This window comes from Flavobacterium gilvum (assembly GCF_001761465.1).
GTDB classification, from domain to species: Bacteria; Bacteroidota; Bacteroidia; order Flavobacteriales; family Flavobacteriaceae; genus Flavobacterium; species Flavobacterium gilvum.
On the sequence record NZ_CP017479.1, the window covers coordinates 532,196 to 556,809 of the forward strand.

The window sequence follows — 24,614 nt, forward strand, 5'->3', positions numbered from 1 at the left end:
GAAGGGGCTATCTGTAGATAGCCCTTTTTTAATCAAAGCAACCTCTTAATAGCATGAAAAAACTTTTACTTTTATTATTGTTTTTTGTATCGCTGGTAGGTACGGCACAACAACAAACTGTTACTTATTCCATAATTCCTTCTTCATTTGGAGAAAACACTTCAATCACGATCACCATTAATGGAAATAGTTTTAACGAAAATACCTGGGGAGTTATAGACAACTCTCTTTATATGTGGTCTTGGTCGTATGATCTAAATGATACTAACCAAATAGACGCTCCCTCCAATGGATTGTGGACTGCTTCAGCCGATGCTAGCAAATTTACGTATAATGCCAGCACAGACACATATACAAAAACACTTGTTCCCACTACATATTTTAATCGAAATGGAATTGGCAAAATAGGTTTTCTTATTAAGGCTAAAGATGGAACAGGAGATAAAAAATCACAGGATATATTAGCAGAAGTAGGCACTTTTCAAGTTACCCTGACAGCACCAGAACAAAACAGCACCACCATTTTGGCATCGGGCGGAAGCCTGTCGATTGCTGCAACCAATACTAATGGTGTTGCGAGTTACAATCTAAAATCAAACGGCATAAGCATTAATACAAATCCTAACACTTCGAGTTATTCGTACAATCATACCAATATAACAAGTAATCAGAACTATAATTTGGAAGTGACACAAGGAGCTACTACTATAGTCAAAAAATTTACTGTATTTGTTAATCCTAACACTGTTTCCGAAACCATTCCGGCCGGTTTGGTTGAAGGTATTAATTACAATCCAAGCGATGCTACCAAGGCAACTTTGGTTTTGGATGCTCCATTAAAAGACTTCGTTTATGTCGCCGGAAGCTTCAATAATTGGCAGCCCGGAGTAGCTTACGCGATGAAAAAAGATGCAACCGCTGGTTCAACAAAATTTTGGTTGGAATTAACGGGCTTAACATCTGGAACAAATTATACCTATCAATATTGGGTGGGAGAAACAACACCAATTCCCAATTCGCCAGCGCTTGTAAAAACAGCAGATCCATTTTCCACTTTGGTGCTATCACCTTATGACGACCCGGGAATACCAGCTTCGACATATCCAAACATGCCGGTATATCCAGCTGGACAAGATAAAGAAGTAACTGTTTTGCAAACCGGACAAACTCCTTATCCTTGGAGCACTGCTACAACAAATTTTGTAAAACCAGAAAAAGAAAAATTAGTTGTATACGAAGTTTTGGTTAGGGATTTTGATGCAAACAGAAACTTTCAGGATTTAATTAATCGAATTAATTACTTTAAAACTATAAAGGCTAATGCTATCGAATTAATGCCTGTTATGGAATTTGAAGGAAATGAAAGTTGGGGTTACAACACCTCATTCCACATGGCGTTGGACAAATTTTATGGTCCTTCAAACAAATTAAAAGAATTTATTGATTTATGTCACCAAAATGGAATAGCCGTAATTCTTGATGTAGCTTTAAATCATGCTTTTGGACGAAATCCGATGGTGCGCATGTGGATGAATGATCCTGATGGCGATGGATTTGGTTCTCCCACAGCCGAAAATCCATATTTCAATACTACTGCAAAACACAGTTACAGTGTAGGTGAAGATTTTAATCATTCTTCAACTTATACAAAAAACTATGTAAAAAGGGTAATCAAACAATGGATTGAAGAATATAAAATTGATGGTTTGCGTTGGGATTTAACCAAAGGTTTTACACAAAACTGTAGTCCAAGCGATGAAAATTGCACCAATGCGTACCAACAGGACAGAGTTGATATTTTAAAGAGTTATGCCGATTATTCTTGGGCATTAGATCCAACTCACTATACCATTTTTGAACACTTGGGTAGTGATAACGAAGAAAAAGAATGGGCAAATTATAGAATTTCAGAAACGCCCAGCAAAGGTGTAATGATGTGGGGAAAAATGGCCGACAATTACAATCAATTATCCATGGGTTATAATTCGAATAACGACATTTCAAGAATCTATGCCTTAAATCGTGCCGGTTTTCAAGCAAATCGAGTTATGGGCTATACCGAAAGTCACGATGAAGAGCGCCTTATGTACAAAAATATCCAATATGGAAATTCAAATGGATCTTATAATGTCAAAACATTAAACACAGCATTATCTAGAATGTCAGCCATCGGAGCTGTTTCATTACTCGTTCCTGGACCTAAAATGATATGGCATTTCGGCGAATTAGGATATGAATTCTCCATTTTTACCTGTAATAACGGAACCGTAAATGATGACACTTCAACTATTTCCGGAGATTGTAAATTAGACACCAAACCACAGCCACAGTGGACGAACAATTGGCTTGCAAATGATAATAGAAACAAAATCTATTATGACTGGGCAAGAATGATAGGCCTAAAAACAACCGAAGCTGTATTCTCTGGAACAGCTACAATTGCATCAGCTACAACATTGACACCAAACATTAAAATTTCCAATGGTACTTTACCAGGTACAACCCTTAAAGATGTACTTATCATTGCCAATTTTGATGTTATAGCCAAAAATGTCGCCACAGGATTCCAATACGCCGGCTCTTGGTACAATCTAATGGATAATACACCTTATAATGTAACTGATGTCAATGCAACAATCGCTTTGCAACCAGGAGAGTTTAGAATCTATGGAAATAAAGCGAGTACTTTGTCTAAACCCAAATTTCAAATTTCTGATGGTATTTACATTTACCCAAATCCTGCATCTAGTTATTTTACTTTAAACACGAACACCTCCAAAGTTCAGATTTATTCAATAACAGGACAGCTAATCAAAGCTTTCAACAAAAGCAGATCCAAAGACCAGCAATATAGCATAAGCGATTTACGAAACGGAATATATTTTGTCAAAATCTACAATGAGGAAAACCAAGTAAAAATGATAAAATTCATCAAAGAATAATTATAATAAAGAAAATTGTATTCAAATCCATCAGCCATCGAATTAATATTTGGTGGCTTTTCTTTAAACTAAAAATAAATCATCAAAATATTTCAGGCAAATTCCAAAAGGTCAGGACTCCTATCATATCCCCATTCTTATCCTACCGCTTCTTACAATATCGTTTCTTAAATCGGGATCATTTACTTCAAAAGTATTTGGGCGTGCCACCATTAGGAAAAGGGGGCAACTTATTGCAACGCATATTCGCCCCCTTTTCCTAATACTGTCGTGCTGTACGCGTTACTTCGGTAACTTGCTTCCATCACTCACGCGAGCACAGTCACTAAAAAAAGCATTCATTTCTGATCATCCAAACATCAATTTTAGGATTAATCCCTTTTGCACCTGATCCAAAATTCCGTTATCTTTTGTAAAACAAAAAACCCTTCATCTTATTGATGAAGGGTTTTTTAAAAGAAAGGCAGCGACATACTCTCCCACAAAATTGCAGTACCATCTGCGCAGGCGGGCTTAACTACTCTGTTCGGGATGGGAAGAGGTGAGCCCCGCCGCAATAACCACCTTAAGGTTTTGCTTGAGGGTTTAAGGTTTAATTTTGTTTAAAGTTGTTAACCAACAACCTCAAACTTTAAACGTTAAACTTTCAATACAGCTACGCTGTAAATATTTTAACATACTGAGATAAACAATATAAAAAGTGTTTTAGAAAGTTTCTTCTCTCTCTCGTCTCGTTTAGGACCAGACGAGAGAGAGAAAAGGGTGTACATAAGCTTACGGGTTATTAGTACTACTCGGCTATGACATTACTGCCTTTACACCTATAGCCTATCAACGTGGTCATCTTCCACGACCCTTAAAAGAAATCTCATCTTGTGGTGGGTTTCGCGCTTATATGCTTTCAGCGCTTATCCCTTCCAAACGTAGCTACTCTGCGGTGCCCCTGGCGGGACAACAGATACACTAGAGGTTTGTCCAATTCGGTCCTCTCGTACTAGAATCAGATCCACTCAAATTTCTAACGCCCACAGTAGATAGAGACCGAACTGTCTCACGACGTTCTGAACCCAGCTCGCGTGCCACTTTAATGGGCGAACAGCCCAACCCTTGGGACCTTCTCCAGCCCCAGGATGTGACGAGCCGACATCGAGGTGCCAAACCCCCCCGTCGATATGAGCTCTTGGGGGAGATCAGCCTGTTATCCCCGGCGTACCTTTTATCCTTTGAGCGATGGCCCTTCCATGCGGAACCACCGGATCACTATGCTCTACTTTCGTACCTGATCGACCTGTATGTCTCTCAGTCAAGCTCCCTTATGCCATTGCACTCTTCGCACGGTTACCAAGCGTACTGAGGGAACCTTTAGAAGCCTCCGTTACTCTTTTGGAGGCGACCACCCCAGTCAAACTACCCACCAAGCAATGTCCCCCACAATATGGGGTTAGGCCTCAGATAAACAAAGGGTTGTATTTCAACAATGACTCCACAACGCCTGGCGACGCCACTTCACAGTCTCCAACCTATCCTACACATCATTTATCCAAGGTCAATACTAAGCTATAGTAAAGGTGCACAGGGTCTTTTCGTCCCACTGCGGGTAAACGGCATCTTCACCGTTACTACAATTTCACCGAGCTCATGGCTGAGACAGTGTCCAGATCGTTACACCATTCGTGCAGGTCGGAACTTACCCGACAAGGAATTTCGCTACCTTAGGACCGTTATAGTTACGGCCGCCGTTTACTGGGGCTTCAATTCAATGCTTCTCCGAAGATAACATCTCCTCTTAACCTTCCAGCACCGGGCAGGTGTCAGGCCCTATACTTCATCTTACGATTTTGCAGAGCCCTGTGTTTTTGATAAACAGTCGCCTGGACCTCTTCACTGCGGCCTCGTCTTACGACGAGGCGACCCTTCTCCCGAAGTTACGGGTCTATTTTGCCTAATTCCTTAGCCATGAATCTCTCGAGCACCTTAGGATTCTCTCCTCGACTACCTGTGTCGGTTTGCGGTACGGGTACTAATTACCTGAAGTTTAGAGGTTTTTCTTGGAAGCCCTTAGGCGCACTATCTCTTTGTCCGAAGACTCCGAGTACTATCGTATTTCACCAAAATCTACGGATTTGCCTATAGATCTTATAGCTAGGTACTTCAACGAACTATTCCGTCAGTTCGCGGCGCTTTCATCACTCCGTCACCCCATCACAGTAATCAGTAGTACGGGAATATTAACCCGTTGGCCATCGACTGTCCCTTTCGGGTTCGCCTTAGGTCCCGACTAACCCACAGCTGATTAGCATAGCTGTGGAAACCTTAGTCTTTCGGTGTGCGGGTTTCTCGCCCGCATTATCGTTACTTATGCCTACATTTTCTTTTCTGTCCAGTCCAGCTCTCCTTACGAAAAACCTTCAACCCTGACAGAATGCTCCCCTACCACTTGCAGTTGCCTGCAAATCCATAGCTTCGGTAATATGTTTATGCCCGATTATTATCCATGCTCGTCCGCTCGACTAGTGAGCTGTTACGCACTCTTTAAATGAATGGCTGCTTCCAAGCCAACATCCTAGCTGTCTGGGCAGACAAACCGCGTTCTTTCAACTTAACATATATTTGGGGACCTTAGCTGATGGTCTGGGTTCTTTCCCTCTCGGACTTGGACCTTAGCACCCAAGCCCTCACTGCATAAAAACATTATATAGCATTCGGAGTTTGTCAGGAATTGGTAGGCGGTGAAGCCCCCGCATCCAATCAGTAGCTCTACCTCTATATAACTTATAATATGCGCTGCACCTAAATGCATTTCGGGGAGTACGAGCTATTTCCGAGTTTGATTGGCCTTTCACCCCTACCCACAGGTCATCCGAAGACTTTTCAACGTCAACCGGTTCGGACCTCCACACTGTGTTACCAGCGCTTCATCCTGCCCATGGGTAGATCACACGGTTTCGCGTCTAACACTACTGACTAAAGCGCCCTATTCAGACTCGCTTTCGCTACGGATCCATGGCTTAACCACTTATCCTTGCCAGCAACGTTAACTCGTAGGCTCATTATGCAAAAGGCACGCCGTCACCCAACTAATGGGCTCCGACCGCTTGTAAGCGTATGGTTTCAGGATCTATTTCACTCCGTTATTCACGGTTCTTTTCACCTTTCCCTCACGGTACTGGTTCACTATCGGTCTCTCAGGAGTATTTAGCCTTAGCGGATGGTCCCGCCAAATTCAGACAGGGTTTCACGTGCCCCGCCCTACTCAGGATACCACTATCTATTACATTCATTACCCATACGGGGCTATCACCCTCTATGGCGTCACTTTCCAGTAACTTCCGGTTCTGTTTGCATAAAATATCGTGGTCCTACAACCCCAACATTGCCGTAACAACATTGGTTTGGGCTAATCCGCGTTCGCTCGCCACTACTTACGGAATCACTTTTGTTTTCTTCTCCTCCGCCTACTTAGATGTTTCAGTTCAGCGGGTTTGCCCACCTATCGGTGTACTATGTCTTCAACATAGTGGGTTGCCCCATTCGGATACCTGCGGATCAATCGGTGTGTGCCCGTCCCCGCAGCTTTTCGCAGCTTATCACGTCCTTCTTCGCCTCTGAGAGCCTAGGCATCCCCCATACGCCCTTATTTTGCTTATTGTACTTACGGTTTATTGTTTTTTGTTTATCGCTTATCGTTTTGTAACTACAAACTAAAAACTATCAACAACAAACGCATTTGTTCTTTCTACTTTTTATTATTTCTTATCTCAATATGTCAATGAACTTTAATATGTATTAAGATTCTTGTATTAAGTATTAAGATTTTGTCTTAATTCTTGATACTATCATCTTGATACTATCTGTGGAGAATAACGGAGTCGAACCGTTGACCTCCTGCGTGCAAGGCAGGCGCTCTAGCCAGCTGAGCTAATCCCCCAATCTAATTATGAATTGTGAATTATGAATTATGAATGATTATTCACAACCTCTCAACTCTAGAATTTCCTTTTTTTAAGCTTTCTACAGTCTTTTTTAATTTATAACTTATAATTCATAACTTATAACTCTAAAAAAGTAGTCCCGGGCAGACTCGAACTGCCGACCCCTACATTATCAGTGTAGTACTCTAACCAGCTGAGCTACGAGACTCTGTTTTTTACTTATTTTTAATTCTTTTTTTTAAATTAACAGCAAGAGTAATATAATCTTCGGTCTTGAAACCAATTGTCTCTTCGTCTTCTCTCTTTAGCGTGCCTTGCAGCTAACACTAAAGCTCTAGAAAGGAGGTGTTCCAGCCGCACCTTCCGGTACGGCTACCTTGTTACGACTTAGCCCTAGTTACCAGTTTTACCCTAGGCAGCTCCTTGCGGTCACCGACTTCAGGCACCCCCAGCTTCCATGGCTTGACGGGCGGTGTGTACAAGGCCCGGGAACGTATTCACCGGATCATGGCTGATATCCGATTACTAGCGATTCCAGCTTCACGGAGTCGAGTTGCAGACTCCGATCCGAACTGTGACCGGTTTTATAGATTCGCTCCTCCTCACGAAGTGGCTGCTCTCTGTACCGGCCATTGTAGCACGTGTGTAGCCCAAGGCGTAAGGGCCGTGATGATTTGACGTCATCCCCACCTTCCTCACAGTTTGCACTGGCAGTCTCGTTAGAGTTCCCGACATGACTCGCTGGCAACTAACAACAGGGGTTGCGCTCGTTATAGGACTTAACCTGACACCTCACGGCACGAGCTGACGACAACCATGCAGCACCTTGTAAATTGTCTTGCGAAAGATCTGTTTCCAAATCGGTCAATCTACATTTAAGCCTTGGTAAGGTTCCTCGCGTATCATCGAATTAAACCACATGCTCCACCGCTTGTGCGGGCCCCCGTCAATTCCTTTGAGTTTCAGGCTTGCGCCCGTACTCCCCAGGTGGGATACTTATCACTTTCGCTTAGCCACTGAAATTGCTCCCAACAGCTAGTATCCATCGTTTACGGCGTGGACTACCAGGGTATCTAATCCTGTTCGCTACCCACGCTTTCGTCCATCAGCGTCAATCCACTGGTAGTAACCTGCCTTCGCAATTGGTATTCCATGTAATCTCTAAGCATTTCACCGCTACACTACATATTCTAGTTACTTCCCAGTAATTCAAGTTCAGCAGTATCAATGGCCGTTCCACCGTTGAGCGATGGGCTTTCACCACTGACTTACTAAACCGCCTACGGACCCTTTAAACCCAATGATTCCGGATAACGCTTGGATCCTCCGTATTACCGCGGCTGCTGGCACGGAGTTAGCCGATCCTTATTCTTACGATACCGTCAAGCTCCTTCACGAAGGAGTGTTTCTTCTCGTACAAAAGCAGTTTACAATCCATAGGACCGTCATCCTGCACGCGGCATGGCTGGTTCAGGCTTGCGCCCATTGACCAATATTCCTCACTGCTGCCTCCCGTAGGAGTCTGGTCCGTGTCTCAGTACCAGTGTGGGGGATCTCCCTCTCAGGACCCCTACCCATCGTCGCCATGGTAAGCCGTTACCTTACCATCTAGCTAATGGGACGCATGCTCATCTTTTACCGTTGGAACTTTAATATAAACTTCATGCGAAGTCCATATACCATGGGGTATTAATCCAAATTTCTCTGGGCTATCCCCCTGTAAAAGGTAGATTGCATACGCGTTACGCACCCGTGCGCCGGTCTCTAGTTCCGAAAAACTATACCCCTCGACTTGCATGTGTTAAGCCTGCCGCTAGCGTTCATCCTGAGCCAGGATCAAACTCTTCATCGTATATTGTTAAGCATTACTGCTTGTCTTATTTTCGACTCCGATTCTAGTGGTTATTCTCAAATCTTCCGATTCTATTACTCTTATTTTATTTGTCTCGTTGCAAGCAACGAGACGGCTGTCAATTCAATATGTCTAGGAACGTGTTCTTCTTTTGTTTTGCCCGAAACGCGATAAATCGCTGTCTCTACTTTTCGCTTTTCAATCTCTCTCAAAGCGGGTGCAAAAGTACAATGCTTTTTCTTTACCCACAAGCTTTTTTGAATCTTTTTTTGAAAATTTTATTTTCTCCTCTAATTCAAATGCTTGCCAATATTTAAAAGAACTTTTGTGCTGTTGCGGGTGCAAAAGTAGTGCGTTTATTCGTTTTGACAATGGCTTTTTTGAAGTTTTTTATATTTATTTTTTAACTGACTGATATGCCCAAATTTACACATTCGGATTATTCGGTATTTAGGAGTTTATAGATGCCTTTCCTTCGCTTTGGATGTTTTTAGCTTTCCCTTTTGAATATAATATTAGGGCTTTTTTCTAGCAGAGACGCGAAAACGCAAAGGCAAAACTTTTTTTGCGATAGGGTAACACACAATAAGGAGACGCACTGCAGTGCGTCTCTACGCACAGATTATCCAATTAAATTATTTTAGGAATATGACGAATTGATCAGATATCACATTTAAATAATTCCTTCCTATATATAATATGGTGTCGTTTTGGATTTCTCTCTTATGAAAACCCATGCCCTAGCCCCGATAGAAGCGAAAATCCTTGTGGGCCTCGTCTTTTTCGGACGAGACACACAAGATTGTAGCGGATAGCGGGAAATAGCTCCTAATTATTTCGATAAAATAAAAAACAAAAAGGATCAGGAGCAAAAGGGATCAGATGCAAAAGTTGGGGATTAAGCAAAAAGATTGGATAATCTAAATAAGGATCAGGCAACATCAATTTTAAAAGGTCTATAGGAGTCATCTCAAATTATAAGATTACAAATTTCTTATTTTATTTTGACATTTCCTCCCCAGGTTTTGGGATTGATCCCTAAATAAGAAGAAATCACAATTCCTTTAAAATCAAAAAAGCTATCCACAAAGTGGAAAGCTTTTCATTGGTCTAACTACAAACCGATCTCGTCATAACTATTGGACGAGAAACAACACAACTAGCTTTAGATACCTTATTTGGGCAAAAAAGCCTCGCTTAAGCGAGGCTTCTCCCAATGTTGCGGTCTGGACGGGACTCGAACCCGCGACCCCATGCGTGACAGGCATGTATTCTAACCAACTGAACTACCAAACCTCTGCTTTATTGCGGTGGCAAAGATACAATAGATTTTTGTTTACGCAAGTCTTTTGTTAGAGAATTTTAAAAAAATTTCAAGTTTATTATCCAAACTTTTGTTTTTCAATAAGGTAAGCCACCAAAATCTTTTCAAAGCTTTCGGCAACACCAACAGGAATATACTTTATTTTGTTTTGTGCGCAGGTCATTGCAAGCTTTTTAAAGTAATCGCCCACCTGTTTTTTGTATTCTTCTTTTACATTATCGGCAAAAATCACGACCTCATCCCCGGTTTCCACATCAATAAATTTTCTGGGCGCATTGTCAAAATCAAATTTAAGTTCTGTTTCGTTATCAATAACATGAAACAAAACCACTTTATGTTTATCGTGTTTTAAATGCTGCAACGCATTAAAAAGCGCTTCCTCATTTCCACCCTGAAACATATCGGTAAACAAAATAATCATCGAACGACGATGTATTTTCTCAGCTATCTGATGTAAATAGGTAATGGTATCTGTCTGTTTCTTCTCTTTTGAATCATCCAAAAGTTCTTCCAGCTTGTTTAATATCATTCTATGATGGCGTTCACTACCTTTCTCTGGAGCATAATATTCATAACTGTCCGAAAACACACTTAACCCCACCGCATCACGCTGTTTTTTGAGCAGATTCATCAATACAGCCGAAGCCAATACCGAAAAACCAATTTTGCTTTCATAAAACTGCTGGCCGTTCTTCAATTTCGGATAATGCATTGACGAGGAATTGTCTATAATAATATGACACCTCAAATTAGTTTCTTCCTCAAAACATTTGGTGTACAACCGATCTGTTTTAGCAAATAATTTCCAATCAATATGTTTGGTGCTTTCCCCTGTGTTGTACACTTTATGCTCGGCAAATTCGGCCGAAAACCCATGAAATGGACTTTTGTGCATCCCCGAAATAAAGCCTTCCACCACTTGATTGGCCAACAATTCCAAATGCTGAAAACTGGATATTTTTTCTATTTGCGATTCGATCTTCATATTTATTTCATCTGTTCGCCTTTTAGGCTCGAGTCAAATGTATTAAAAGATTGAATGATTTAAAAATTAAAAGATTTAACCTCAAATAAAATTAATGCTTTTCATCTTTTAAAATAAAAAAAAGGCTTGACTAACGCCAAACCTTTTTATATAAATTATAATCTTACGATTACAACAATGCGTCTAAACTATCGGCATACGTTTGTTTAGGAGCTACTCCTACTTGTTTACCAACTACTTCTCCTTTATGGAAAACCAGTACAGTCGGAATGTTTCTAACTCCGTATTTTGCAGCAAATTCTTGGTTTGCATCTACATCAACTTTACCAACTACTACTTTACCTTCGTATTCGCTGCTAAGTTCGTCAATGATTGGTCCAACCATTCTACAAGGCCCACACCATGCTGCCCAAAAATCTACCATTACCGGTTTATCTGATTTCAAAACTACTTCATCAAAAGTAGCATCTGTTATTGCTAATGCCATATTGTTATTTTTTTATGTTTAAAAATCTAATGTGTTTCAATTAGAGTACAAATTTAGAAATTAAAACCAAATCAAAGACCATTCCAATATTAGTTTTCATTATAAAAGTATTACTAATTGCTATTTCAAGAGAATTAGGAGCTATTTCCCGCTATCCGCTACAATCTCGTGGGCCGAACCCCGGCCCACAAGGATTTTCGCTACTATCGGGGCTAGGGATTTTCTGCTTTCAAAATCTTTTGTGCAAAAAAGAATATTCTCTTTTCAAAAGGTTTTAATCTATATTTTTTGATTCTTTGATTACAAACTATATTTCAATCCTAAAGTCAAACCAAGACCAGAAATCCCAACATAAGAACTTAGTTCGTCCATCGGTCTATTAGTATCAACATTAGAATTTGTCAAACTATTATTTGAGTTTACATCTAATTTATCACGATAATTGGTGTGAATTGCCGAAACGGAAAGTGTACTCAACTGGTCTGCTTCATTTACTGTATAGTCAGTTGTTTCTTTGGTTTTTCCGTGTACTGTAAAATTACGGTATTCTAATTCTGCGAAAGCAGAAATATGACTTCCTAATTTGTAGGAAGTACCTAAAGCAGCCATAAAACCAACTGTAGGATTTGGTTTTACCACATCAGTTTGCGCAATTTTAGTCGTGTTTACCAGATTACCTCCTGCATAAGTCAACAATTCTTTATTAGTATCAATCGTTAACGTTCCGTGAACAGGAACAATAACTCCTACTTTTGTATAAGGTTCAAAACCATGAGATTCACCTAAAAACAATACAATTGCCGGTGCAAGATCAAAAGCTTTAATTTTACCTTCAGCATCAAAACTTAAATAAGTAGCTGCAGTTGTATTAGGGTTATAAGCATAAAGTCTATTTGTAGTTTGAGCCATTGTTTTACTTTGGCTTGAATAATAATTTGCCGCCAACTCTACTCCAAAACGAGCATTAAAACGGTAACCAGCTGTAACACCTGATCTGAAACCTTCACCAAAAGAACCTGTAACACTTTCTCTGGAAGCTAATTTATTGTTTGGATAATTTCCTGTGTAAACATCTTTGTTTGCTGGTTGTCCCCCAACAGTTGGGAATTCTGTAGCGGCAGTTTGCATAAAATAAGAACCTCCTAATTTAAAATACCAGGTTTCTGGTTTACTGCTTGCCGTTTTTGAAGTTTGCCCTACCATTGTGACAGTAGAAATCATTAATGATAATAAAAATAATGTCTTTTTCATGATATTTTGTTAATTAATACAAGCAAACTTAAAGCAATTTTAACAATTCTTTAAAATTACTTTAAGCCCAAGAACGCCTTAATTAACATTATTTCCAATGATTGACTTGTTTTTTTATTATGCGTGCATAATTTTAACCAAAACTGTAAAAACACATCAAAAGTTTAACTATTAAAAAATCAATTTAGTTTAAAATTTATCTGCATTTTTTCTAATTCAAATAACAATTCATTCGAAATTTGAATTTTCAGCTTTCTGCTCGGCATCGATAATTTGGTAACGACTTTTATTTCTTCAACTTCTGTGATGGACTTTGTTTCAACCATTTCAGTTGCCTCTTCACTTTCATCCACAAAAGCCTCTTCATCATTCTCAGTAAATTCAGGAACGGTCTCAACTATTCGTTTTATTTTTTCGAGCTCCATGATTTCAAATGAAACCGTATTATCGCCTTTGTGTTCCTGAAACAAACGGCTTAGTTTATGAATAAACTCCGCCTCAAGATCTCTTATATTGAGTAACAGAATCAGTTTTTTAGCAAAAGTACTCAAGACATCCTGTAATTGCTTAACCTCGGCAAACTGTATTCTTGGCTCTGTTCTTTTCCCTGTATCCTGATTGACCCAGCCCTCTTTTACAAGCACTTTCAAAAAGGTAAAATTATTTTGGATAAAGAAATGCCTGAACTTCAAGTACTCTTCACCAAAAATTTTGAATTCATAACTCTCATCATAACCCTCCAACATAAAGGTTCCCCACCCCTTTCCATTCTTTGCCACACGGTGCTGCACATTGGTAATTATTCCTCCAAATGCTAAATTCTTCCCTACGAATGCTTCCAGATTTTTCAAAGACTCCAATTTGGCATTACAAAAATATTTCATCTCAAATTTGTAATCGTCAAGCGGATGTCCTGAAATATAAATTCCAACCACCTCTTTTTCTTTAGCCAATTTTTCCATCGTGCTCCAGTCTTCACATGGAGGCACAACAGGCTCGGCAATCTGAACTTCGCTGGTTTCACCAAATAAACTTACCTGCGATGAATTCTCATTTTCCTGAAATTTCGAACCGTACCGCATCGCTTTTTCATAAAAGGTAATTCCATCACCATCATCGTGAAAATATTGCGCTCTCGTTGTTCCTTCAAACGAATCAAAACCTCCGGCAAGCGCCAGGTTTTCGATTGCTTTTTTATTGGCAGCGCGCAAATCAATACGCTTGGTCAAATCAAAAATAGATTTGTATTTTCCTGTTTTTCTGTTTTCTACAATTGTTTCTACAGCTCCGGAACCTACTCCCTTAATCGCTCCCATCCCAAAACGGACTGCATAATCATCGTTTACGGTGAATTTATAAAAGGATTCATTAACATCTGGACCCAAAACCTGCAATCCCATACGCTTACATTCTTCCATAAAAAACGAAACCTGTTTAATATCGTTCATATTATTAGAAAGCACCGCCGCCATATATTCGGCTGGATAATGCGCTTTTAAATACGCTGTTTGATAAGCCACCCAGGCGTAACAGGTAGAGTGTGATTTATTAAAGGCATAACTCGCAAAAGCTTCCCAGTCTGTCCATATTTTATCCAGTTTCTTATCATCGTGGCCTTTTGCAACGGCCTGATCGATGAATTTCCCTTTCATTTTATCCAAGACATCCTTTTGCTTTTTTCCCATCGCTTTACGCAAAACGTCGGCATCACCTTTTGAGAATCCGGCCAACTTTTGGGACAAAAGCATTACCTGTTCTTGGTAAACTGTAATTCCATAAGTTTCAGATAAATATTCTTCGCAGGCATCAAGGTCATACGTAATTTCTTCTTCGCCATTTTTTCGACGAACAAAAGAAGGAATATACTCCAATGGCCCCGGACGATACAAGGCATTCATCGCAATCAAATCGGCAAAAACTGTCGGCTTCAAATCCTTCATGTATTTTTGCATTCCGGGTGACTCGTACTGGAACACCCCAACGGTTTCTCCACGCTGAAAAAGCTCATACGTTTTGACGTCATCAATCGGAAAATCATCAGGATTCAAATCGATTCCGGTTCGGTATTTTACCAATTTTACCGTGTCTTTTATCAAAGTCAGGGTCTTCAGACCCAAGAAGTCCATTTTTAACAATCCGGCACTTTCGGCAACCGAGTTGTCAAACTGAGTTACATATAAATCGGAATCTTTTGCTGTGGTTACCGGAACGAAATTGGTAATATCATCCGGAGTAATAATCACTCCACACGCATGAATCCCTGTATTTCGAAGCGAGCCTTCCAAAACTTTCGCCTGCTGAATGGTTTCTCCCGCCAAATCATCTTCATTGGCAATACCAATCAATTCTTTGACACGATCAAATTCTTCTGATGATTTCAGCGCTTTTTTTACATCATCTTCGCTTTCGCTAATGAAACGCGCCAAATTCCATTTGGATGGCATCATCGCTGGAATCAATTTTGCAATACGATCGGCTTCAAACAATGGCAAATCCAACACACGCGCTGTATCACGAATGGCCGATTTGGTTGCCATTTTACCATAAGTAATAATTTGCGCCACCTGATTGGCACCGTATTTATTGATTACATAATCCATAACCAAACCACGGCCTTCGTCATCAAAATCGATATCAATATCGGGCATCGACACACGATCCGGATTCAGGAAACGCTCAAAAAGCAAATCATACTTTATGGGGTCAATATTGGTAATTCCTAAACAATACGCCACCGCAGATCCCGCAGCCGATCCACGACCTGGTCCAACAGAAACACCCATTTTTCGAGCTTCGGCAATGAAATCCTGAACAATCAAGAAGTAACCCGGATAACCAGAATTGGAAATCGTGAGCAATTCAAAATCCAAACGCTCCTGAATCTCTGGAGTAATTTCGCCGTATCTTTTTTTGGCCCCTTTCATAGTAAGGTCCTTTAAATAGGCATTTTCTCCACGGACTCCTTTATCTTTTTCATCTTCCGGATCAATAAACTCCTCTGGAATATCATATTTAGGAAGCAATACATCGCGATAGAGCGAATACCCTTCAACTTTATCTATTATTTCCTGAATATTGGTAATCGCTTCGGGTAAATCGGCGAAGAGTTTTTTCATTTCCTCCTCCGATTTATAATAATATTCCTGATTAGGCAAACCGTAACGGTAACCACGTCCGCGGCCAATAGGCGTCGCCTGTTTTTCGCCGTCTTTTACACACAACAAAATATCGTGCGCATTGGCATCTTCCTTATTTACATAATAGGTATTGTTGGTCGCAATCAACTTAACATTGTGCTTTTGCGAAAACGAAATCAAAGTTTGGTTCACCCTGTTTTCATCTTCCTGATTATGGCGCATTATTTCAAGATACAAATCGGAACCAAATTGTTCTTTCCACCAAATCAAGGCTTCTTCGGCTTGGTTTTCACCAATGTTTAGGATTTTACTCGGAATCTCTCCGTATAAATTCCCAGACAAAACCATAATGTCTTCTTTATATTTTTCGACAATTGTCCTGTCGATTCTTGGCACATAATAAAAACCGTCAACGTAGGCAATCGAAGCCATTTTTGCCAAATTATGATAGCCTTTTTTGTTTTTGGCCAACAAAACCACTTGATATCCATTGTCTTTTTTGGATTTATCCAAATGGTTTTCACAGATATTAAATTCGCAACCCACAATAGGCTTGATTTCGGTCTCTGTTGGTTCTTCGCCTTTTTCAACCAATTCCTTATTTTTTCCGGAAGCTGCTTTGTTGTGATTCATAACGGCACTCACAAAGTGAAAAGCCCCCATCATATTTCCCGTATCAGTCATCGCCACGGCCGGAAATTTGTTTTTGGCTGTAGCCGAAACCAAATTCCCAATCCCGATTGTCGATTGCAGAACCGAAAACTGGGTATGATTATGAAGATGCGCAAAAGCCGCATCTACCAATACTTTTTTATTATCCGCAAGTTCTTCTTTGGAAACCGAAAACGCTTGTTTTTCACCAAATTGAAGACGAATCTTATCAGACGCTTCTTTTAAGTTAATGTGTTTTAAACCGATTAACTCAAATTCATGTGGGTTTTTGTTTTTGAAATCCAAAAAGTAACCGGAATCAACATCGAGTTCTTCTTTGGTAAAAATATCCCTGCGGATTAATTCTAAGAAACAGCGTGTTGTGGCTTCAACGTCGGCGGTGGCGTTGTGCGCTTCCGCAAAAGGAACTTCAAATAAATATTCGTGTAATTCTGTTAAAGTCGGTAATTTGAATTTTCCACCACGTCCTCCGGGTAATTTTAGCAAAGAAGCGGTAACCTCGGTACAGGTATCAAGAATCGGCATGAAACCCATTGGACTTTCAACTCCCATTCTGTAGAATTCACAGCCCATAATATTGACGTCAAAACCAAGATTCTGACCCACAATAAATTTGGCTTTGCCTAAAGCAATATTGAATTTCTCCAAAACTTCGACCAAGGAAACTCCCTCGGCTTCTGCCAATTCGGTGGAGATTCCGTGGATACGCTCGGCATCATAGGGAATATTAAATCCTTCGGGTTTTACCAAATAATCCTGATGCTCGATGAGTTTCCCCATATCGTCATGCAACTGCCAAGCGATTTGAATACATCTTGGCCAGTTGTCGGTGTCAGAAATGGGTGCACCCCATTTCTTGGGTAATCCTGTGGTTTCGGTATCGAATATTAAGTACATACGTTTAAATAACAATAATTAAAAGTCCAAATTTCAAATCCTTATAGTCTTAAAACATTGATTTAAGGAACAATAAAAATCATCCAAATGCAAAATGGCGGAAGTCCAAATTTAGGTTTTTTATGAGGAATGGAAGTCTTAAGTTATTAACAAAAATTGGGATGAAAATTAAAAGTCCAAACAGGTTTTTTACACAATATTGTAATTCCGACGAAGAAGGAATCTCCGTAAGATATTCGACAAAGATTTGGGATTTTGATTGCGGAATTACTCGCGGAGATTCCTTCTTCGTCGGAATGACAAGTTTGCGGATAATTGGAGCGTAAAACTAATTATATCAAACAGGCTATAGAACTAATTCCAATCGTAAAAAAACATTTCTTAACTCCTCAAAATGTTCTTGCGAGCGCGTGAGGGATAGAAGCAAGTTACCGAAGTAACGCGGATAGCCCGACCGCGTTGAGGAAAGGGGCTTTATGAACGTTGCCATAAGTAAGCCCCTTTTCTCAACGGGGGCACGCCCAACTCATTTTTGAACGATTTTTTGCCTTGGTTTCATTTCCAAAAACCTACTTCCGAATCAAATATTCAACTATTCTCTTTTTTTGGATGTCGTAGTATTTTAGCAAAAAAAAGAGGCTTGAAAAACGCAATTATTGAGCTATACATGAGATTGAAAACTAACTTTTTAATTCATTTTAAGCAATTCCCCATAATCTAAACCCTGACAATAATCACTATTTTTTAAATTTTTGTTGTGTTTTTTTAATCAAATTCCAACTTTAATAGCGCTATTTGCAATAAATTTGCAAATTATTAAAAATCAAACAAAAGGTCACAAAATCACTTTAAGAAGAAATTCAAAGTCAAATAAAGAACGTTTATTTTTTGCCGAAAACAATGAACTTAAATTCAATCGTGTTGTAAAGTCATTTGGGCATCGTATAAAATAACTTTTCAAAATTGACGACTCTCTTTTCTTTTTTAATTTTGTTTCCAATGATATAATTGCGAGGGAATTAATTGTCCTGGTTATAAAAGAGAAATACACTAAAAAATAGTTAAAATGAGTACTACATTATTCGACAAAGTATGGGATTCGCACGTGGTGCGTAAAATAGAAGACGGACCAGATGTTTTTTTTATTGATCGTCATTTTATTCACGAAGTGACTAGTCCTGTAGCTTTTTTAGGTTTAAAGCAAAGAGGCGTTAAGGTATTGTATCCTGAGCGTACTTTTGCAACTGCAGACCATAACACACCAACTATAAACCAACACTTGCCTGTGGCCGATGCTTTGTCTGCCAACCAATTGAAAGCGTTGGAAACCAATGCTACTGAATACGGAATTTCACACTGGGGATTGGGACACCAAAAAAATGGTATTGTTCACGTAGTAGGACCTGAAAACGGAATTACTTTGCCGGGTGCAACTATCGTTTGTGGTGACTCTCACACATCTACTCACGGTGCGTTTGGAGCGATTGCTTTTGGTATCGGTACTTCGGAGGTAGAAATGGTACTTTCTACTCAATGTATCATGCAGCCTAAGCCAAAGAAAATGCGTATCAACGTAAACGGGAAATTGAGCAAAGGTGTTGGACCAAAAGACGTAGCACTTTACATTATATCTAAATTGACAACTTCTGGAGGTACAGGTTATTTTGTAGAATACGCTGGTAATGTTTTTGAAGAAATGACTATGGAAGGCCGTATGACGGTTTGTAACTTGAGTATCGAAATGGGGGCTCGTGGAGGTATGATTGCTCCTGACCAAACTACTTTTGATTTCTTGGAAGGACGTTTATACGCTCCAAAAGGCGAAGCTTGGGATAAAGCAGTTGCTTACTGGAAAACTTTGAAAACGGATGCTGACGCTAAATTTGATTCTGAATTAAACTTTGACGCGGCAGACATCGAACCAATGATTACTTATGGAACCAATCCAGGAATGGGAATTGGTATCACAAAACATATTCCAACTGCCGACCAAGTGGAAGGTGGCGAAGAAACGTATAAAAAATCCTTGAATTACATGGGCTTCCACGAAGATGATGTAATGATTGGAAAACAAATCGACTATGTTTTCTTGGGAAGTTGTACCAATGGACGTATTGAAGATTTTAGAGCTTTCGCAGAAATTGTAAAAGGAAGAAAAAAAGCAGACAACGTTACTGCTTGGTTAGTTCCTGGTTCCCACGTTGTAGAAGCACAAATTAAAGAAGAAGGAATTCTAGATATTTTGACTGAAGCAGGTTTCGTATTACGTCAGCCAGGTTGTTCGGCTTGTTTGGCAATGAACGATGATAAAGTTCCTGCCGGAAAATATGCAGTAAGTACATCAAACAGAAACTTTGAAGGTCGTCAAGGTCCTGGTTCAAGAACTTTGTTAGCTTCTCCAATTATGGCTGCCGCTGCCGCTGTTACAGGAAAATTGACAGATCCGAGAGATTTGCTTTAAAAGATTTGAGATTGAAGATTATCGATTTTTGATTGCAGATTTCGATAATCCGCTCATTTTTTTTAAAACATTCAGTTTACAATTATAATTCACAAAATAGAATTAACGCTTACGATTGCATTTTCCCTCAAGGTAAATCTAAAATCAGAAATCGTTAATCAAAAATCAAAAATAAAATGGCATACGATAAATTTAATATCCTTACCAGTAGTGCAGTGCCACTACCTATTGAGAACGTAGATACCGATCAAATCATCCCGGCTCGTTTCTTGAAAGCTACAAAACGTGAAGGTTTTGGAGACAATCTTTTCAGAGATTGGAGATACAATGGAGACGATACTCCAAAAGCAGATTTCGTATTAAACAACCCAACTTACTCAGGAAAAATTCTTGTTGGAGGTAAAAACTTCGGTTCTGGTTCTTCTCGTGAGCACGCTGCTTGGGCTGTTTACGATTACGGATTCCGTGCTGTGGTTTCGTCTTTCTTTGCAGACATCTTCAAAGGAAACTGTTTGAACATTGGAGTTTTGCCTGTGCAGGTAAGCCCAGAATTTGCCGATATTATTTTCAAAGCTATCGAAGCAGATCCAAAAACAGAATTGGAAATCAATTTGCCTGAGCAAACTATTACTTTATTGGCCACAGGTCAAAAAGAATCTTTTGACATTAATGGTTACAAAAAGAACAATATGATTAACGGATTTGATGATATTGATTACTTGCAAAACATCAAAGAAGAAATCACAGGGTTTGCAGACAAACTGCCTTACTAAAAAATAAATACAATCGTTTAGTTAAGAGACCCGACACATTTTTTTAAATATGTCGGGTTTATAAATGAAATAGAGTTAACACGTTGTGTGAAATTCTGTTTAAATAAAATAAACCACATAGATACATAGATTTTATAACAAATCATTAAAGAAAGAATAGAAATAAGACTATTTCTCACATAGTTTGACTATGTGAAGAGTGAAACGACTATCTAATTTTTTTTAAATACTATGAATTCTATGTTTCTATGTGGTTAAAAATAATTTCACCCAATGGCTTAAAGTTATTGTTTTTTAGCCTAAAAAGAATTCGGTAAACATAGAATATGAAATCAACATTATCTGAAATACAGCAACGCTTTGACAATGAAGTCGAACGTTTTTCTAATTTGGAAACTGGCCAAATCAGTACTGTTGATGCAACTTTGAGTTTAGAATTATTGACTCAGGTGGCGGGTGCTTGTTGCCCCGATGCCAAACAAGTTTTGGATTTGGGCTGTGGCGCTGGAAATTTTTCTCTAAAATTATTAAATCTTGGCCTTGATTTTGATGTCACTTTGATTGATTTGAGCCAACCGATGCTGGACAAAGCAAAAGAAAGAATCTTCAACGCCTCCGAAGGTAAAATCACCACTATTCAAACTGATTTTTTGAATATGGAATTACCAGAGGAAACTTTTGATATTGTGGTAACCGGAGCAGCAATGCACCATTTGAGAGGAGACGAAGAGTGGGAAACAGTTTTTTCCAAAATATATAAAAGTCTAAAAAAAGGAGGTTGTTTTTGGATTTCGGATTTAATCAAACACGACCATCCGATTATTGACCAATTGATGTGGAATCGCTATTCTGATTATTTGGAAGGTGTTGGCGGCAAAGCTTATCAGGAAAATGTATTTGCTTATATTGCCAAAGAAGACACACCGCGTTCCGTAATGTACCAATTAGATGTATTGAAAAAAGTTGGTTTTTCATACGTGGATGTTTTACATAAAAACAGTAATTTCTCTGTATTCGGAGGGATAAAATAAAGTCTATTTGAAATAAAAATAGAAAAACAATAAAAATACACAATACCCCTTTTTTCAAAAAGGATTTATAGAACAGCAATATGGAAAAAAGAAAAATTGAAATAATGGATACCACACTCCGCGATGGCGAACAAACCTCGGGAGTATCCTTTTCTGCTGCAGAGAAATTAACCATTGCACAATTATTGCTGGAAGAATTACATGTTGACCGTATCGAAATCGCTTCGGCTCGTGTAAGCGAAGGTGAATTCCAAGGTGTAAGCGGCATTATGTCGTGGGCTGCCGAAAAAGGCTATGCGGACAGAATCGAAGTATTGACTTTTGTTGATGGCGGAATTTCTATCGAATGGATGAAAAAAGCCGGAGCCAAAGTTCAAAACTTATTGACCAAAGGTTCGCTAAACCATTTAACCCATCAATTAAAAAAAACACCGGAACAGCATTTTGAGGAAATTGCCAAAACTATTGCTTTTGCAAACGAAAACGGAATTGCAACCAACGTTTATCTGGAAGATTGGAGCAACGGCATGCGCAATTCTCCTGAATATGTTTTTCAATATCTTGATTTTTTGGTTACACAACCCATCAAAAGAATATTGTTGCCTGATACTTTAGGAGTTCTTATTCCATCAGACACTTTTGATTTTATATCCAAAATCACCGCAAAATATCCTAACATTCATTTTGATTTTCACGCCCACAACGATTATGATTTAAGCGTTGCCAATGTGATGGAAGCCATAAAAGCAGGCATTAGCGGTTTACACGTTACCGTAAACGGAATGGGAGAACGCGCAGGAAATGCTCCGCTCGAAAGTACCGTTGCCGTTATTAATGATTTTTTACCCGAGGTTGAAATCAACACCAAAGAATCGTCTTTATACTCCGTGAGTAAACTGGTAGAAACTTTTACCGGATATAGAATTCCGGCAAATAAACCAATTGTTGGAGACAATGTTTTTACGCAAACAGCTGGTATTCACGCCGACGGTGACAATAAAAACAATTTATATTTTAACGATTTGCTTCCAGAGCGTTTTGGAAGAAAGCGTAAATATGCTTTAGGAAAAACATCTGGAAAAGCCAATATCGAAAAAAATCTTCAGGAATTGGGCTTAAAACTGAATCAGGAAGATTTAAAATTGGTCACCCAACGCATCATCGAATTGGGAGATAAAAAGGAAACCGTAACCAAAGAAGACCTACCTTATATCATCTCTGATGTCTTAGACAGTCAAACCTATGAAGAGAAAATCACAGTTCAATCGTATGTTCTCGTTCACTCCAAAGGAATGCGCCCTTCAACGACGCTTTGTTTAAAAATAGATGGAGAAATCATTGAAGAAAACGCTCAGGGAGACGGACAATTTGATGCTTTTATGAATGCGCTTTCTAAAATTTATAAAACCAAAAAAATGGTTTTGCCAAAACTAGTCGATTATGCGGTTCGCATCCCTCCAGGCAGTAGCTCGGATGCATTGTGCGAAACCATCATAACTTGGACTCACAACGGAAAAGAATTTAAAACAAGAGGTTTAGACTCTGACCAAACCGTTGCAGCAATCATTGCTACTCAAAAAATGCTCAATGTAATTCCTTAAAAAAGATACTAAGCCGCTAAGATGCTAAGCTTCTAAGATTTTTAATCAAGCTTATATTTTAGCAGAAATAAAACTTAGAATCTCAGAAACTTAGAAACTTAAAAATAATAAATACTTAAAAAATGAAATTAAATATCGCGCTTTTAGCAGGAGACGGAATCGGACCAGAAGTAATTGATCAAGCAGTAAAAGTATCAGATGCCATTGCACAAAAATTTGGACATGAAATTACATGGAAACCGGCTTTAACTGGTGCTGCTGCAATTGATGCAGTAGGTGAACCTTATCCAGACTCAACACATGAAGTTTGTAAAAATGCTGATGCAGTTCTTTTTGGAGCAATTGGTCACCCTAAATACGATAACGATCCTTCTGCACCAGTACGACCAGAACAAGGTTTGTTGAAAATGCGTAAAGCATTAGGTTTGTTTGCAAACGTAAGACCAACTTTTACATTCCCTTCATTATTGGACAAATCTCCTTTAAAAAGAGAAAGAATCGAAGGAACTGATTTGGTTTTCTTAAGAGAATTAACAGGCGGAATTTACTTTGGTGAAAAAGGAAGAAGAGACAACGGAGATACTGCTTTTGACAACTGTGTTTACACAAGAGCCGAAGTACAACGTTTGGCTAAAAAAGGATTCGAATTGGCAATGACTCGTTCTAAAAAATTATGCTGTGTTGATAAAGCAAATGTTTTGGAAACATCCCGTTTATGGAGAGAAACTGTTCAGGCAATGGAAAAAGATTATCCAGAAGTTGAAGTAAGTTATGAATTTGTTGATGCGGTTGCAATGCGTTTGGTACAATGGCCAAACTCTTATGATGTATTAATCACAGAAAACTTATTTGGGGATATCTTGACAGATGAGGCTTCTGTAATTTCTGGTTCAATGGGATTAATGCCTTCTGCATCTATGGGAGCTGAAGTATCTTTATTCGAACCTATTCACGGTTCATATCCACAAGCTACAGGATTGAACATTGCTAACCCAATGGCTACTGTTTTATCGGCAGCAATGATGTTCGAAAACTTCGGATTGATGGAAGAAGGAAAAGCAATGAGAGATGCTGTAAACAAAGCTTTAGAAGCTGGAGTAGTTACTGAAGATTTAGCTGATGGAGGAAAAGCATACGGAACTAAAGAAGTTGGTGACTGGTTGGCTGCCAATATATAAACATATATAATGTGAGTAGAGACGTTGCAGTGCAACGTCTCTACAATCACTATAAACAAAAAAGGTGTCAACATAATTGACACCTTTTTTT

General features: G+C 39.2%; 10 protein-coding genes, 3 tRNA genes and 3 rRNA genes. 6 read left to right on the forward strand and 10 right to left on the reverse strand.

What is annotated here, in order from left to right; all coding sequences use genetic code 11:
- The first annotated feature begins 53 nt into the window (after window positions 1–53).
- A complete protein-coding gene (locus EM308_RS02260; protein WP_035639569.1) occupies window positions 54–2,942 on the forward strand; it encodes an alpha-amylase family glycosyl hydrolase in 2,889 nt (962 codons plus the stop codon).
- A gap of 458 nt (window positions 2,943–3,400) precedes the next feature.
- On the opposite strand, the gene rrf is transcribed toward EM308_RS02260, so the two are convergent.
- The 10 genes from rrf to dnaE form a co-directional block, all read right to left on the reverse strand.
- A 5S ribosomal RNA gene (gene rrf / locus EM308_RS02265) occupies window positions 3,401–3,510 on the reverse strand.
- Window positions 3,511–3,706: 196 nt separating this feature from the next.
- A 23S ribosomal RNA gene (locus EM308_RS02270) occupies window positions 3,707–6,591 on the reverse strand.
- Window positions 6,592–6,796: 205 nt separating this feature from the next.
- Window positions 6,797–6,870 (reverse strand) — tRNA-Ala (locus EM308_RS02275).
- A gap of 138 nt (window positions 6,871–7,008) precedes the next feature.
- Window positions 7,009–7,082 (reverse strand) — tRNA-Ile (locus EM308_RS02280).
- 130 nt (window positions 7,083–7,212) lie between these two features.
- Window positions 7,213–8,726: ribosomal RNA gene (locus EM308_RS02285) — 16S ribosomal RNA — on the reverse strand.
- The 16S, 23S and 5S rRNA genes sit together here with 2 tRNA genes alongside, the layout of an rRNA operon.
- A 1,222-nt stretch (window positions 8,727–9,948) precedes the next feature.
- Window positions 9,949–10,022, reverse strand: a tRNA-Asp gene (locus EM308_RS02290).
- Between the two features lie 86 nt (window positions 10,023–10,108).
- Window positions 10,109–11,035, reverse strand: coding sequence for a DUF58 domain-containing protein (locus EM308_RS02295; RefSeq protein ID WP_035632997.1), 927 nt, complete (start codon window positions 11,033–11,035; stop codon window positions 10,109–10,111).
- 169 nt (window positions 11,036–11,204) lie between these two features.
- Window positions 11,205–11,522 (reverse strand): thioredoxin, encoded by a 318-nt coding sequence (gene trxA, locus EM308_RS02300; RefSeq protein WP_025572826.1) that lies wholly within the window; start codon window positions 11,520–11,522, stop codon window positions 11,205–11,207.
- Window positions 11,523–11,822: 300 nt separating this feature from the next.
- Window positions 11,823–12,773 carry an outer membrane beta-barrel protein gene (locus EM308_RS02305; protein WP_035633001.1) on the reverse strand — a complete coding sequence of 317 codons (951 nt, stop codon included), beginning with the start codon at window positions 12,771–12,773 and terminating at the stop codon, window positions 11,823–11,825.
- A 179-nt stretch (window positions 12,774–12,952) separates the two neighbouring features.
- The gene (gene dnaE / locus EM308_RS02310) at window positions 12,953–17,479 is read right to left on the reverse strand and encodes a DNA polymerase III subunit alpha (protein WP_035633003.1); all 4,527 of its coding nucleotides are present in this window, start codon (window positions 17,477–17,479) and stop codon (window positions 12,953–12,955) included.
- Between the two features lie 1,066 nt (window positions 17,480–18,545).
- Between dnaE and leuC the strand changes: the two genes are divergently transcribed.
- From leuC to leuB, 5 genes are all read left to right on the forward strand, one after another.
- On the forward strand, window positions 18,546–19,940 hold the full coding sequence (gene leuC / locus EM308_RS02320) for a 3-isopropylmalate dehydratase large subunit (RefSeq protein WP_035633008.1): 1,395 nt from the start codon (window positions 18,546–18,548) through the stop codon (window positions 19,938–19,940).
- 176 nt (window positions 19,941–20,116) lie between these two features.
- Window positions 20,117–20,713: a 3-isopropylmalate dehydratase small subunit gene (gene leuD / locus EM308_RS02325; protein ID WP_035633011.1), complete on the forward strand. Its 597-nt coding sequence runs from the start codon at window positions 20,117–20,119 to the stop codon at window positions 20,711–20,713.
- A 326-nt stretch (window positions 20,714–21,039) separates the two neighbouring features.
- Window positions 21,040–21,744, forward strand: a complete 705-nt coding sequence (locus EM308_RS02330; RefSeq protein WP_035633014.1) for a class I SAM-dependent methyltransferase — start codon at window positions 21,040–21,042, stop codon at window positions 21,742–21,744.
- A gap of 80 nt (window positions 21,745–21,824) precedes the next feature.
- Window positions 21,825–23,345 carry an alpha-isopropylmalate synthase regulatory domain-containing protein gene (locus tag EM308_RS02335; protein WP_035633017.1) on the forward strand — a complete coding sequence of 507 codons (1,521 nt, stop codon included), beginning with the start codon at window positions 21,825–21,827 and terminating at the stop codon, window positions 23,343–23,345.
- Between the two features lie 122 nt (window positions 23,346–23,467).
- Window positions 23,468–24,523 (forward strand): 3-isopropylmalate dehydrogenase, encoded by a 1,056-nt coding sequence (gene leuB / locus EM308_RS02340; protein WP_035633020.1) that lies wholly within the window; start codon window positions 23,468–23,470, stop codon window positions 24,521–24,523.
- Window positions 24,524–24,614: the final 91 nt, after the last annotated feature.

Bases quoted from the DNA above. Each gene is read 5' to 3' on its own strand.
- EM308_RS02260 (WP_035639569.1), top strand. From the start codon at position 54: ATGAAAAAACTTTTACTTTTATTATTGTTTTTTGTATCGCTGGTAGGT.
- EM308_RS02295 (WP_035632997.1), bottom strand. From the start codon at position 11,035: ATGAAGATCGAATCGCAAATAGAAAAAATATCCAGTTTTCAGCATTTG.
- trxA (WP_025572826.1), bottom strand. From the start codon at position 11,522: ATGGCATTAGCAATAACAGATGCTACTTTTGATGAAGTAGTTTTGAAA.
- EM308_RS02305 (WP_035633001.1), bottom strand. From the start codon at position 12,773: ATGAAAAAGACATTATTTTTATTATCATTAATGATTTCTACTGTCACA.
- dnaE (WP_035633003.1), bottom strand. From the start codon at position 17,479: ATGTACTTAATATTCGATACCGAAACCACAGGATTACCCAAGAAATGG.
- leuC (WP_035633008.1), top strand. From the start codon at position 18,546: ATGAGTACTACATTATTCGACAAAGTATGGGATTCGCACGTGGTGCGT.
- leuD (WP_035633011.1), top strand. From the start codon at position 20,117: ATGGCATACGATAAATTTAATATCCTTACCAGTAGTGCAGTGCCACTA.
- EM308_RS02330 (WP_035633014.1), top strand. From the start codon at position 21,040: ATGAAATCAACATTATCTGAAATACAGCAACGCTTTGACAATGAAGTC.
- EM308_RS02335 (WP_035633017.1), top strand. From the start codon at position 21,825: ATGGAAAAAAGAAAAATTGAAATAATGGATACCACACTCCGCGATGGC.
- leuB (WP_035633020.1), top strand. From the start codon at position 23,468: ATGAAATTAAATATCGCGCTTTTAGCAGGAGACGGAATCGGACCAGAA.